The organism is Candidatus Mycobacterium methanotrophicum, from assembly GCF_023515995.1.
GTDB lineage: Bacteria > Actinomycetota > Actinomycetes > Mycobacteriales > Mycobacteriaceae > Mycobacterium > Mycobacterium methanotrophicum.
Genome location: NZ_CP097320.1, coordinates 2,386,782 through 2,400,216 on the forward strand (window position 1 = coordinate 2,386,782; position 13,435 = coordinate 2,400,216).

Consider the following 13,435-nt stretch of genomic DNA (forward strand, 5'->3'; position numbering starts at 1 on the left):
ACTTTCGTGGCGATGCCCATTGGCTACCAGAGCGACTGGTGGCCGATCCTTGGGTCTGCGTTCATGCGCCACGCGCTTGTCGGCGGGACGGTTGTGGCATTGGCGGCCGGGCTGCTCGGATATTTCATCGTCGTGCGGCGCACCGTCTTTGCTGCCCACGCCTGCGCGCATATCGGGCTGCCTGGAGCCACCGGTGCTGTTCTGCTGGGCCTGCCCCCAGTGTTGGGGCTCGGCGTGTTTTGCGTCGGCGGGGCCGTCGTCATCGGGTTGCTCGGCAAGCGCGCCGCCGAGCGCGACGTCGCCACCGGGATCACGTTGGCCTTCGCCACCGGCGTCGGCCTCTTCTTCAACTCGCTGGCGAAGAAAAACTCCAGCACGATGACCAATGTATTGTTCGGTAACCTGCTTGCCATCTCTGCCGACCAACTCCTTACCTTCGCGGCTCTGCTGTTGCTGCTTGCGGTAAGTGTCGGAATCGCCTACCGGCCGTTGTTGTACAGCTCCATCAATGCCACCGTCGCCGAAGCCAAAGGCGTCCCCGTGCGTTTCCTGTCGGTCGTGTTCATGGTGCTGCTTGGGCTGGCGGTGACGATGGCCGTGCAAGCCGTGGGCACGCTGTTGTTATTCGCGCTTCTCATCGCGCCCCCGGCGACGGCCATCATGCTCACGCCGCGGCCGGCTCTTGCGATAGCCATGGCCACCGCCATCAGCGTGACCTCGGTGTGGCTCGGACTGGCTGCATCGGCGATGTTCAACTTCCCGCCCAGCTTCCTTATCGTCACGATTGCCTGCGGAATCTGGCTGATAGTTTGGCTGACCGATCGTCGCGTCCGCGGCGCCGCCGAAGCGCTCGACCAACCGGTCCCACCAGACCGCGCCTGGACAGGAGAAAGGCCGCCGATGACGCCTGGCGCCCCAACATTGATCGGCCCGGTCAGTAAGAGATCGCGGTCCGGTGGCTGAACGTCACGCGACGAGCCGGGGCGCGCCAACGCCAAACAGCGCGTCAGCATCTGCCCTCGATACCGAGCACCGCGGCCCCGACCGGCAAGGGCGCACTCGCATTCGCATTTCCGCACGACCGGTTCTGGTTCGGCAACTCCGCTCGGTCGAATCGCGGTTCGCGTTGCGGTAGGTCTGCTCGCCGCGCTCGGCGCCGCCGTCGTTGCCGGCGCGGTAATGCTTTGGCCGAGCCAGCAAAAGGTCGACATCCCGCTGCCGTTCCAAAACGCCGCCGGCGGCGCTGTAATGACAGCCGCGGGACGGGTGCTGTCCAGCGGACCGGGCTACTGCGGTAGTCCGTCGGCCGGAAAGGTCCTTACTGCGGCCCCGGCGGCGGGCCCGCACGGCCCTGCGCGCTGCACCCAGGCGCTGACCGCGATTGACTCGGGACCTAACACCGGGGCTGCGACGTTGCTGGAGTTCGGCGAGGGGCCGGGCCAGCCGACGCTGGCGGCCGGCGAGGATGTCCGGCTCATCCGGCAAGTCGATGAGCAGGATATGACGCACTACGCGTTCTACCACTACGAGCGAACGTGGTCGCTGCGTACCTGGGCCGGGTGTCCATCCATCACCGGCCTACTGCTTGCTGGGTTCATCATCGGTTCGCTCGGTGTCCTCAACGACGTCACAGTCACGCAGGCCTCGACAGTCTTCGAGCTGGCCAACCTTGGCGAAAGTCATTCTCGTCGGGCAATCTTCGTCGGCGCCATGCGGGTGGGGCGCGACCACATCGCCAGCACCGTCTACACGCTGGTGCTCGCCTACGCAGGCAGCGCGCTGCCGCTGCTGTTGTTGTTTTCCGTGGCGAACCGGTCGCTGGGTGATGTGCTGACGAGCGAGAGCGTGGCGATCGAAATCGTGCGCTCGGCGGTCGGCGGCAACTTCGGCCGGGCCGGCCACGCCGGCGCGGCAGACGGTCAGTTTGCCCGCGAGTAGAACCCGCGTTCCGAAGCCTCGACAAGTTAGCTTAGGCGATGCTAATGTACGGCGGGCAATCCTGGCATCACGGGAGGGGACGGCAGAGGCGTGGAGAGCCGCGACACCGGCACGCTGCCCGGATCGGTGCGAGAGTCCGTTTCCGGTCTGATCGGCGCCCGAGCATGACCGCGCCGATCTGGATGGCCGCGCCGCCGGAGGTGCATTCGGCGTTGCTCTCCAGCGGTCCGGGCCCGGGGGCGTTGCTGGCGGCGGCGGGGGCGTGGACCTCGCTGGGCGCCGAATACGCGGCGGTGGCTGAGGAACTTAGCGGGGTGCTGGCGGCGGTGCAGGCCGGGGCATGGGAGGGGCCGAGCGCGGAGTCCTATGTGGCCGCACATGTGCCGTATCTGCTGTGGTTGATGCAAGCCAGCACCAAAAGCGCGGCCGCGGCCACCCAGCATGAGACCGCGGCCGCGGCTTACACCGCGGCGTTGGCGGCGATGCCGACGCTGCCCGAGCTGGCCGCGAACCACCTGATTCACGAGGTGTTGGTGGCGACGAATTTCTTTGGCATCAACACCATTCCGATCGCGCTCAACGAGGCCGACTACGTGCGGATGTGGATCCAGGCGGCCACCACGATGACGACCTATCAAGCGGTGTCCAGCACCGCGGTGGCGTCGACGCCGCAAACCGACCCGGCGCCGCAGATCCAGAAGACCGCGGACCCCACCTCGGCGCAGGGACAGGCCACCCAAACCGATCCGTCGACGGGCCTGGGCAACCTGCTGTCTGACCTAGTGCACAAGTTAGGACTGTCGGAGCAAGTCATTGATGCGTACGGGGTCGACAACATAATTCACTTCCTGAACAATCCGGTGAGCTACACCATGACGCACGCCGTCCACGAACTCTTGACGGATCCGTTGGCGCTGCTGGAGAACCCGCTTTTGCTGTTCTACGACGGCGACGAGGTGTTCTTCCCGCTCGGCTATGCGATTCTCCCGGCCTCTGCCGGCGCGATCGCCCCCATCGGGTCCTCAGCCAGCGTCGCGAGTGTGGCCGGGCTGGCCGCCGCTCAGCCTGCTCCGACAGCTGTCGAGGCGCCGCTGCCCGCTGCGGCGCCTGCGCCCGCGATGTTGCCGGCCGCCGGGACGGCCCCGACTTTCGCGCCGACGGCCGGGGCCCCGGCCGGGGCCCCGGGCACTTCTCCCGCCCCCGCGACGAGTACCGTGGCGAATCCCGCCGCGCCGACGCCGCTGCCGGCCGCGGGCGGGGCGGGTTTTGTGCCCCCCTACGCGGTGGGCCCTCCCGGCATCGGGTTCGACTCTGCGAGTGCTAGCGCCAGCTCCAGCGCCAAAAGGGAGGCGCCGCAGCCCGATATCGCCGCGGCCGCGGCGCCGGTGGCCGCGCGGGAGCAGGCGCGAGCTCGCCGGCGCCTGCGGGCGGGGCTGCGCGGGTACGGCGATGAGCCCATGGATATGAATGTCGAGGTCAACCCGGACTGGGGCACGCCGCCCTCGACGGTCGGCTCCGATCAGCGCGCCGGTCCGCTGGGGCTCGCTGGCACGGTGCGCAAAGAGGCAGCCGGGCAGGCGGCGGGGCTGGCCACCCTGGCCGGCGACGAGTTCGGCGGCGGCCCGACGATGCCGATGATGCCAGGCGCCTGGCAGCTCGACGGCGAGCCGGAACACGGCGATAACACCTGACACCACGAAGCACGTCCGACGTTGCGTCGAGACGCTCAGGCAGTGTCTCGCGTCACCCTCACCCCAGCCGCCTGAACAACCCGCGCTGGGGCACCTCGTTTTCGGATTAGTAACTAGGTTCCCTAAACATTGGGGCTGGCTGATCGCTTGGCGATGGCCGCACGGTTGGCGATGGTCGATGGTCGATGGTCGCATGGTCGATGGTCGCATGGGCATCACGATTGGCGATGGCCGATTGGTTCATGGTGATCCTTGGCAGATGGTCGCGAGTGCTCTGGCGATGTTCATCGGCGTTGGCGTGGTCACGTGGCCGGCCAGCGCAGCGGTAGCGTGGCCAGTCTGAACGTCGTCGATCGGTCGCAGACGATCTCCGGGACGAAGCCGGGTTGCAGCTTGAACTCCGGTATCCGGCGCAGCCACTCGGCAACGATCAGGCTGAGCTCCATCTTGGCCAGGTGGACGCCGAGACAGTGGTGAGTGCCGCTTCCAAAGCCCAAGTGTGACTGCCGGCATACTTTGCCGTCGTCGGTCACCGATATGTCGCTGCCGCTGTCTTCCAGGTTGGCCGCCTCTAAAAACACGGTCGCCCTGGAGCCCGTCGGCAGTGTGACGCCGGCAACGGTGACCTCCTCGGTGGCGACACGGTTGACCATGATCACCGGCGGGTGGACTCGCACAACCTCGTCCACGAACGCCTCGATATCCTCAGGATGCCCGCGCAGCCGGGAGCGCAGTTGTGGGCGGCGGGCCAGCTCGAGGAGCGCGAACCCGATCGCCGCAGTGGGGGTTTCGGTCCCGGCGAAGACGAGGAGCCAACAGAACCCGAGCACCTGTGCCGCGCTGAGTTCCCCGCTGGTGAGCAGGCGTGACAGCAGAGACCCCGGGCGTGGGCGGTGCCTCTCGGCCTGAATCGCCCAGGTTAGGTAGGTGACCAGTTTGGATTCGGCATTTTCTTCAACACCCGAATTGACGGCGTCTCGCACGTCCGCCAGCCAGTCGCGGTCGCCTAGCGGAAGTCCCAGTCGCGTCAGCACCGCCTGGGCGGGGAACGGGACCGCGATGTCACGCATCGCCTCGCACCGACCCCTGGTGGCGACATCGCCAATCAGCGCCGCGGCCTGGGACTGCAGCGCGGGTTGTAGGCCGGCTAGCCCGCGGGGGGTGAACAGCGGCTGCAGGATTCGGCGGATTCCGGTGTGCTCGGGCGGATCGCACATCAACGGCACCATCAGATCCCAAGGACGTCGCCTCGCAACATTCATCCGTGCAGACAGAGCCGGGTTGCGTAACGCTTCAAGCATGTCATCGCGGCGGGTGGGGCAGTGGCTGCCATTTATTACGACGAGCCGCCCTGCGGTCCGCATCTGGTCGAAGCAGGCCTTGCGGTCCGCCGCGTAGAGCCTTGCGTCCAAGCTAAATTCCGGAATCGGCGGCATGTCAGCGGATCATATCGCTCCGCGTGGCGTGAACTTCCCAAACCGGCACACGCACGTGCTCGTCCTGCCCGTGCCGGTACTGCGGCAGCTTCCTGTCCGCTACGCGGAAATCGACGGGGCGCTGGCGCTCTGGGCGTTGCGGCGGGCGCGGTCGATGGCGCTGCGTGAAATGTCGATCGCGGCAACCGCGCAGCCGTGGCGGGCGTAGTGGATTGCGTGCCATTCCGGTCCGCAGCCTGGGTCGAGTACGTGGCCTTTAACCGCGGCCAGTCACGTGGACGGCAGCCTGTACCAGTCGTCGGGCAGCCGGACCAGGAATCCGGATGCGATCAGCTTTCGGGCCAGCTCCGTCTGCTGCGTCGCGCTTAGCCCGGGCAGATCGCCAATCCGAAACGGCTCGGTGCTCCTCGACAGGAACAGCAAGGCGGGTTTGTGATCGGTACCGAAACTGATCAGCAATTGAGCAAACTGCAAGGCGACACCCCCGGCAACGGCGGTCACCCGCGAATAGAGCGGCTGGTGCTTGACCACCACTGTTTGCTCGTCGATTGCCGCGGCGTTCGAGATCTGTCCGACCGGTGGGCATCGGCCGCGCCGGGCCAGGATCTCCGCCATGGCGCCGCGGCCTTCCGCGATCACGTTCGGATCCTCGAAGATTCTGGTCATGTCGTGCACCAGAGCGTCAAGGCTCGCCCAGGCCGCGGCGTCGTCGAGATGCCGCGGCGGCAGGCGGGTGTGGACGCGGTCATCCCGCACACTCAACAGGTAGAGCATGTGGGTCAGAAGCGTGAGCACGGTGGGCGCGCGAATTCCCATGGTCAAGTGCACGGACGGCTCTGCATTCGTTTCGGCCGCATGAACCTGACCGCGCGGCAGGTAGAGCACGTCGCCGGCTTCCAGCAGCAGGTCGGTCGGCGCCGGGAGGTCGGCAGCGACAACCTCGTCGTAGCGTCGCATCACATGCGGCGCCACCGCATCGCCGTACAGATGCCAGATCTTGGCGCCCTGGATCTGCAACACCAGCAGGTCGTGCTGGTCGTAGTGGGGGAGGAAGCCGTGTGATTCGGGTGGCGTGACGTAGGCGTTGACCTGTGTCGGGAAGTTCAGCTCAACCTCTATAGAGTGCGACAACGAGGCAATCGCGCGCACGTACTGCTCGACCTCATTCAGGACGATCGTGTAGCCAGCGGCAAAGTCGTTCCGGACGCGGACAAGGTCGAGACTGCCATCAGCAAGCCGGTAGGTGTCCCCCTCCTTGTGCTCCTCCCCCCGCACCAGCCGCACTGTCGATGGCTCTGACTGAAGATGCCCCAGGAGTTCCTCGGCCGCTGATGGCGGGTGCAGAAGGCCATCGAAGTAGCCCGCGCAGCGTCGCTTGACATGGTAGTGCGTCGCCCCCCATATCTGATCGAGAAAGGTCTGCACCGTGAGAGGTTGAAGCAGCCAGGCTAGCGAGGACTCGATAGTGATCCCTCCCCAAACTTCCCGGCGGACGGCGTCAGTGGGGCGCCCCGTTGCGCACGGCGTGTCGCGCGGGTACTGCAACACGGCGTTGTCAGCATCGCAGTGAACCGCCGGATTGTCGAACCTGTTGGGTGTCGAAGAGCGGTTCTCCAGGGTGCCACCGCGACAGACATGCCGCGATCAGGTTGGCGGTTTTGGGATTCAATGAGATTCAACGACCCGTCGCAGGCGTTCACGCGCGGCGGTTAGCTCGTCTTCGAGTTCGGCGGCCCGTGCGGTCAGGTGGGCTCGATCGCCTGCTTCGGACTCGGCGCCGAAATGCAGGCGGAGGCGCTGCTGGGGTTCGTCCCGCTCGGCTGCAGCGTCTGGATCTGATCTTGGGCGATGGCCAGGTCGGTCCGCAGACTGGCTGGCGACGTCGAGCGGCATCAATGTGTTCGCGGATTCCTTCGGCGTATACCAGCCAGGTGGACACCCCGGCGGCTTTGACCACCGCGGTGAAGGAGATAGACGCGCCGGTGGCTTCCAGCGCTTCGAGCGCCGCCGGGGCCCGTCGACCTTTGAGCTCACTGTCCTTGGTGCGGGCCGCTTTCAGCGCTGCGGCGCCGACCTGGTTGGCCGCGGTGGTGTTTATCCGGTTTCTCTGGCCGCGGCGGAGGCGTGGATGAGCGGGACCGAGTCCGGGCAACACCGGATTCATGCTCCGAAAACGCTACGGCACCAGCACGATTGAGCCCACCGTCTGCCGACCCTGCAGGTCGCGGTGCGCTTGCGCGGCGTCGGCCAACCGGTAGCTGCGGCTCACATTCACGCTGAGCGACCCTGCGCCGATCGCATCGAACAACTCCCCTGAGCGCCAAGCGAATTCTTCGCCGGTGCGGGTGAAATGAGCCAACGACGGACGGGTCAGGTACACCGAGCCGGCCGCGTTGAGCCGCTGCGGGTCGATCGGCGGCACCGGCCCGCTGGACGCGCCGAACAACGCCAACGTTCCGCGCACGGCCAGACTGGCCAGGCTGGCGTCGAACGTGCTCGCGCCGACGCCGTCGTACACCACAGCCACACCCGCGCCGTCGGTCAGCTCGCGGATGCGGCTGCCGAATTCCGGCGCGTCATCGCCGGGGTAGTCCAGGACGTCCGTCGCACCCGCCTGCCGGGACAGCTCGGCTTTGGCCGGTGTCGACACCGTCGTGATCACCCGGACGCCCAGGCTGGTCGCCCACTGCGTCAAGATCAGCCCCACCCCGCCCGCTCCGGCGTGGACCAGCACCGCGTCGCCCGCCTTCACCGGGTAGACCGACTTGAGCAGGTAGTGCGCCGTCATCCCTTTCAACAGCGACGACGCGGCCACGTCCGACCCCACCGCTGACGGCACGCGCGCGACTAAAAATGCTGGGGCGGTGGCGAATTCGGCATAGGCGCCCGACGCCGCGGCCGTCGCCACCCGGTCGCCGACCTTCAGTGTCGTCACATCGTCGCCGAGGCCGGCGACGGTCCCGGCCACTTCGATGCCCAGCACGAACGGCAGATCGCGCGGGTACGCGCCGGACCGGAAATACGTGTCGATGAAATTGACACCGACCGCTTCGGACTCGATCAGCACCTCTGCCGGGCCAGGGGAGGGCTGTGGCTTGTCGACATAGCTCAGGACATCCGGACCGCCGACTTCGGCGACTTCGATTGCGTGCATGCTCACCATCTTCCGCAAGCATGATGTCCCCATGAAGTTGGCCCGCCCTGATATTCCTCATCCGCGGATCGTGCTGACCGGTTCGGCGGGCGGCGACGACGCCGGTCTGGTAGCCGCGCTGCGCACCCGGGGGCTGCACGCCCGCTGGCTGTCCTGGGACGACCCGGACACCCTGCGCGCCGACCTGGTGATCCTGCGGACCACCACCGACTACGCCGACCGGCTCGACGAGTTTCTGGCCTGGACCAGGCGGGTGCCCCACCTGCTCAACACCGCCGATGTGCTCGCCTGGAATGCCGGGCAGCACCAGGCCGTTCGCGCGTCGGCATCGGGCCGTACGACGTCGCTGGTCTTCCTCGGCGGCGAGCAGTCACACGCGTTCACCGCGCAAGGGTCGGTGGATGCCGACTTCGAGGTGTGGGCCGTCGGGCATGCTGCGCTGCGAGTCGCGGCTGAGCAGGCGGGCGTCCGGGCCGACGAGCTGCTTTACGCCCGTGCCGATGTCACCGACGATGCAGATTTGGTCGGACTGGACCTCATTGCGCCGTCGCTGGGTTGGCGGCTGCTCGACGACACCGCACGCGACGACGCTCAGCGGCACTTCGCGCTGAGCGTTGAATCAGCCCTGGATCGGCTCGGGCTGGGTCCGCTCTCGCATCGACGCCCATAGCGCGGCGGTGGCGGCTGTGCACGCCGCCGCGCCCGCGACATGCACCGCCACCAATGTGGCGGGCACTCCGGTGACGAACTGCAGGGTGCCGACGCTGGCCTGAGTCAACAGCAGTAGCACCAGCACGCCCAGCCGCAGCAGGATCGGCCGCGGTGCCCGCACCGCCAGCAGCCCGAAACCCAGACCGACCACCAGCCCGAGATAGGCCACCAGCAGTGACGAGTGCGCGTGCACCAGGGTGGTGATCTCGATCCTCAGCCGCGGCACGGTCCGGTACGGGCTGGCGTCGCCGGCGTGCGGGCCCGCCGCGGTGACCAGCGTGCCGGTCACCAGCACGGCAGCAAGTGTCGTCGCGCTGAGCGCGGTGAGCCAGCGCAGCGGCCGGACCACCGTGCGCATCGGCTGGCCGTTGTCCGGTTCGCCGACCTTGACGTACAGCAGCACCGCCAGCCACACCATCGCCATCGATGCCAGCAGATGGATCGCCACCGTCCACCACAGCAAGCCGGTGAGCACGGTGATGCCGCCGATCACCGCCTGCAGCACGGTCGAGGCCGGCATCGACCAGGCGTAGGCCAACACTTCGCCACGGCGGCGGGCCCGGGTGACCGCCAGCACCGCCAGGATCGCGGTGATGACCACCGCGAAAGTGATCATCCGGTTACCGAATTCGACGGCCTGATGGATTCGGGGCACCTCGGCGTGGGCCACCGGGGTGAAGCTGCCCGGAAAGCATTGCGGCCAGGTCGGACAGCCCAACCCCGACGCGGTGACCCGGACAATCGCGCCGGTGACGGCGATACCACCCTGAGTCAGGATGACCAATGCGGCGACGATGCGCTGTGCGAGCGGGCTGGGTTCAGGCAGCAGATCTACGAGCCGCATGAGCCACCGTCCGACGGGCATCGCCCGATCGTAGGACAACAAAAACTACGCCGCGTAGTAGGGCCACCCTGGTGCCGAGCAGACGCAGAATCGCACGCAGAAGGCCCGCGCAATGCGATTCTGCGTCTGCTGGGCAGGGCCGCGCGCTCAGCCGTCAGGTGAACCGGAACCACCGCAGCGCGGCGAGCGCGGCCAGGGCGCCCCACGCGGCCAGCACGGCGACGCCGAACCAGTCCACCGACACGCTCATCGCCTGCGACAGCGCCTCGGTCAGCGCACCGGCCGGGGTGAGCCGCGCCGCCCACTTGACCGGGGCGGCGATCATGTCGGTGTCCACCGTCAGGGCGCCGAGTCCGGCGAAGACGAACCACAACAGGTTCGCCACCGCCAGCACGATCTCGGCCCGCAGCGTGCCGCCCAGCAGCAGGCCCAGCGCGGCGAAACCTGCCGTCCCCAGCGCGATGATCACCGCGCCCAGCGCCAGGCCCGCCGGATGAGGGCGCCAACCGAGCGCAAACCCAATGGCGCCCAAGACAATTGCCTGCAAGAACACCACGGCAATCACCGCCAGCGATTTGCCGGCGACGATGCCCCAGACCGGAAGCGCGGTCGCGCCCAGCCGTTTGAGCGCACCGTACCGGCGGTCGAACGCCACCGCGATGGCCTGGCCCGTGAACGCCGTGGAAATTACCGCCAGGGCCATGATCGCCGGGACGAAGGTGGCGGCGCGGTTGGCGCCGAAGGATCCCAGCGGCAGCAGCGTCAACCCGACCAACAGGGTGATCGGGATGAACATGGTCAATAGCAGCTGTTCGCCGTTGCGCAGCAGCAGCTTCAGCTCCAACGCGAACTGCGCGGTCAGCATCCGCGGCACCGCGGCGGGCCGCGGGTCAGGAGTGAAAGTGCCTGCAGGGAAACGCGATTCGCCGGCGGTCATCTGCGCCGCTTCTCCTCGTCGCTGCGTCCCCCTCGCCGCTGCGCGGCTGGGGGTGCCCCCACTGCGTCGTCGCCGGCGGTCATGTGCGCAACTCCCGGCCGGTGAGCTCCAAGAACACGTCTTCCAGGCTGCGTTGCTCCACGCGCATGTCGGTGGCCAGCACGTCGATCTGGGCGCACCACGCCGTCACCGTCGCCAGCACCTGCGGGTCTACCCGGCCTTCCACCAGATACTCACCCGACGTCACCTCGGAGGCCCGATAATCCTCCGGCAAAGCGGAGACCAGCAGCGACAAATCGAGTCGCGGCGGTGCGCTGAACCGAAGCTGGCCCTTGGCGCCGCTGCGGGTCAGCTCTGCCGGGGTCCCGGCCGCGACGATCACCCCGTGATCGATGATGACCAGGCGGTCGGCGAGTTCCTCCGCTTCCTTGAGTTGATGGGTGGTCAGCACCACGGTCACCCCGTCGCGGCGCAGCGCGTCGATCAGCTCCCACACCAACACCCGGGCGTGCGCGTCCATACCGGCCGTGGGCTCATCGAGAAATACCAGTTCGGGTCGACCGACCAACGCGCAGGCGAGTGCGAGCCGCTGCTGCTGCCCACCGGAGAGACGTCGATAGGTGGTGTGCGCCGCGTCGGACAGGCCGAGTGTGCCCAGCAGCCACTGCGGATCCAGCGGATCGGCGGCGTAGGAGGCCACCAGGTTGAGCATCTCGCCGGCTCGGGCCGCGGGATACCCGCCGCCGCCCTGCAACATCACGCCGATGCGTGGTCGTAGCCGCGCGTTGTCGGCGATCGGGTCTAGCCCGAGCACCTCGATGGTGCCGGTATCGGGGCGGACGAACCCCTCGCACATCTCCACCGTTGTGGTCTTGCCAGCGCCGTTCGGGCCCAGCAGCGCCAACACCTCGGCGGCATGCACTTTGAGGTCGAGATCGGAGACAGCCCTGGTAGCGGCCGTACCCGAGCCGTACGACTTGCACACCCCGCGCAACCGCACGGGGATGTCGACGGCCTGGCTCACGAGGACTTAGCGTAAGCGCCGGGCACCGGGATGGGCTGCGGGGTCTCGCTGTCCGGCGCCACATCCGGAGCCGCGGTGTCGCGGGCCGGCAGCGGCCGCCACGGCAGGCGGGTATAGGTCGCCGCGATCAGCAGCGCCGCGATGACGGTGCTGGCCACGGTGGCATCCAGAATCTGAAATAGCGCGAACCGGTCGCCGTTGGCCGTTGGGCCGAAAATCCCCACGATGATCGTAACGATGATCGCCGCGATACGGAAACCGGGCCGCGTTGCCCAGGCGGCCAGCGGGATGATGGCCCACAGCAGGTACCACGGCTGCACCACAGGAAACAGCAGCACGGTACCGCCCAGGGCCACCCCGAGCCCGCCAACCGGGTGAAGCCGGCCACGCAACACCGCGATCAGCAACCAGCCCACCATCACCGCGATGATCAAAACGCCGATGCCACGAGTCAGCGACAGCACGGCGGTGGTGTGATCGCCCAGCCCCAGCAGGATCCCCACCTGCCCGGTCCCAAGGGCGATCAGCGTCGGCGGCGACATCCAGCTGCGCACGACGTTGGCGGTGCCGAGAGTGTAGATCCAGCCGACGCCGAGCCGGCTGGCCCAGCCGACCGCGGCCATCACTGCCAGTGCCAGCAGGGTTATCAGCCCGCCGGCCAACAGGGAGGCCCGCAGGCTGCCGCCCCAACGCCAGGCGAGCGCCATCGCGACAAAGCCCAACGCGAGCAGTGACGGCAGCTTTACTTGCGAGGACAGCGTGATCAAGATCCCGCCGGCCAGCAGCATGCTCAGCGGCGCCCAGTCGGGCCAATGCGTTCGCAGTCCGGGCCACGGCCGGGGTATCAGCGGACGCGTGGAGTCGATTCCGCGTAGCGCGAACTCGGTGCCGGCCAACATGAGCCCGAGCATCAACGCCTCGTTGTGGATACCGGCGACTAAATGCATGATCAGCAGCGGGTTGGCCGCCCCCAACCACAGGGCGCTGACCTCGGCCACTCCGCAGCGGCGGGCCAGCCGCGGTGTCGCCCACACGATCAGGCCCACGCCGAGGAGCACCACCAGCCGATGGCACAGCACAGCGGCCACGATGTTTTCGCCGGTCACCGCCGAGATGCCGCGGCCAATCCACAAGAACAGCGGCCCGTACGGCGCCGGGGTCTCCCGCCACAGGCTGGGCACCGATGACGTGAAGACATGGTCGAGGCCCAGTCCGGTCGCCGGTCCCACCCGGTAGGGGTCAAGACCCAGCCGGCAGATCTGGCTTTGCGCCAGGTAGGAGTAGATGTCCTTGCTGTACATCGGTGGGGCGACCAGCAGCGGCAGCACCCACAACAACAGTGTGCGGTCCAAGTCGCCGCGAGACATCCGTCGTTGGCCTAGCGCGAAGCGGCCCAGCATCAGCCAGGCGAGCGCCATCATGACCGCGCCGGTGGTAGTCATCGTCAGCGACACCGTCTGAATCCGCGACGGCAGGTTGAGCAGTCGAACGCCGAACGTGGGATCCTGGACCACCGGGCGGGCCCCAGCCCCCAGCGCGCCGATGGCCATCAGCACCGTGCCGGTGGCCCCGAACACCCGGGTGCGGCGAAGCGCGATCCGCTCGGCGTCGTTGAGCGGTTGGCCGACGGCCACCTCGTCGCCGTGCAGGCGGGCGATCGACGAACTCAGCGGGTGGTGGCGGGATGCCATCACAGCAGC

At 67.8% G+C, this 13,435-nt stretch carries 11 protein-coding genes and 1 pseudogene; 4 read left to right on the forward strand and 8 right to left on the reverse strand.

Annotation, left to right across the window (positions count from 1 at the left end; all coding sequences use genetic code 11):
• Positions 1 to 12 precede the first annotated feature (12 nt).
• The 3 genes and pseudogenes from M5I08_RS12560 to M5I08_RS12570 all read left to right on the forward strand — a co-directional run bounded on the left by M5I08_RS12560 (position 13) and on the right by M5I08_RS12570 (position 3,629).
• Entirely contained in the window at positions 13 to 963 is a 951-nt protein-coding gene (locus tag M5I08_RS12560; protein ID WP_219066920.1) for a metal ABC transporter permease, read from the forward strand.
• A gap of 48 nt (positions 964 to 1,011) precedes the next feature.
• A pseudogene (locus M5I08_RS12565) lies at positions 1,012 to 1,881 on the forward strand (YibE/F family protein); the annotation flags it as partial.
• A 221-nt stretch (positions 1,882 to 2,102) separates the two neighbouring features.
• Positions 2,103 to 3,629 carry a PPE family protein gene (locus M5I08_RS12570; protein WP_219066863.1) on the forward strand — a complete coding sequence of 509 codons (1,527 nt, stop codon included), beginning with the start codon at positions 2,103 to 2,105 and terminating at the stop codon, positions 3,627 to 3,629.
• A gap of 302 nt (positions 3,630 to 3,931) precedes the next feature.
• On the opposite strand, the gene M5I08_RS12575 is transcribed toward M5I08_RS12570, so the two are convergent.
• The 4 genes from M5I08_RS12575 to M5I08_RS12590 all read right to left on the reverse strand — a co-directional run bounded on the left by M5I08_RS12575 (position 3,932) and on the right by M5I08_RS12590 (position 8,219).
• Positions 3,932 to 5,065, reverse strand: coding sequence for a cytochrome P450 (locus tag M5I08_RS12575; RefSeq protein WP_219066862.1), 1,134 nt, complete (start codon positions 5,063 to 5,065; stop codon positions 3,932 to 3,934).
• Positions 5,066 to 5,164: 99 nt separating this feature from the next.
• Positions 5,165 to 5,335, reverse strand: a complete 171-nt coding sequence (locus tag M5I08_RS12580) for a class I SAM-dependent methyltransferase (protein ID WP_219066918.1) — start codon at positions 5,333 to 5,335, stop codon at positions 5,165 to 5,167.
• The gene (locus tag M5I08_RS12585) at positions 5,336 to 6,535 is read right to left on the reverse strand and encodes a cupin domain-containing protein (RefSeq protein ID WP_219066917.1); all 1,200 of its coding nucleotides are present in this window, start codon (positions 6,533 to 6,535) and stop codon (positions 5,336 to 5,338) included.
• Positions 6,536 to 7,241: 706 nt separating this feature from the next.
• Positions 7,242 to 8,219, reverse strand: a complete 978-nt coding sequence (locus tag M5I08_RS12590; protein WP_219066861.1) for a quinone oxidoreductase family protein — start codon at positions 8,217 to 8,219, stop codon at positions 7,242 to 7,244.
• A gap of 31 nt (positions 8,220 to 8,250) precedes the next feature.
• On the opposite strand from M5I08_RS12590, the gene M5I08_RS12595 reads away from it, so the two are divergent.
• On the forward strand, positions 8,251 to 8,889 hold the full coding sequence (locus M5I08_RS12595) for a DcsG N-terminal domain-containing protein (protein ID WP_219066916.1): 639 nt from the start codon (positions 8,251 to 8,253) through the stop codon (positions 8,887 to 8,889).
• Here M5I08_RS12595 and M5I08_RS12600 read toward each other — a convergent pair.
• The 4 genes from M5I08_RS12600 to mptB form a co-directional block, all read right to left on the reverse strand.
• A complete protein-coding gene (locus tag M5I08_RS12600) occupies positions 8,839 to 9,774 on the reverse strand; it encodes a COX15/CtaA family protein (RefSeq protein WP_249763355.1) in 936 nt (311 codons plus the stop codon). The genes M5I08_RS12595 and M5I08_RS12600 overlap by 51 nt on opposite strands.
• A 154-nt stretch (positions 9,775 to 9,928) precedes the next feature.
• Positions 9,929 to 10,711, reverse strand: coding sequence for an ABC transporter permease (locus M5I08_RS12605; protein WP_219066859.1), 783 nt, complete (start codon positions 10,709 to 10,711; stop codon positions 9,929 to 9,931).
• A gap of 79 nt (positions 10,712 to 10,790) precedes the next feature.
• Entirely contained in the window at positions 10,791 to 11,735 is a 945-nt protein-coding gene (locus M5I08_RS12610; protein ID WP_219066858.1) for an ABC transporter ATP-binding protein, read from the reverse strand.
• On the reverse strand, positions 11,732 to 13,426 hold the full coding sequence (mptB, locus tag M5I08_RS12615) for a polyprenol phosphomannose-dependent alpha 1,6 mannosyltransferase MptB (protein WP_219066857.1): 1,695 nt from the start codon (positions 13,424 to 13,426) through the stop codon (positions 11,732 to 11,734). Before mptB ends, M5I08_RS12610 begins: the two co-directional genes overlap by 4 nt.
• Between the last annotated feature and the right edge of the window lie 9 nt (positions 13,427 to 13,435).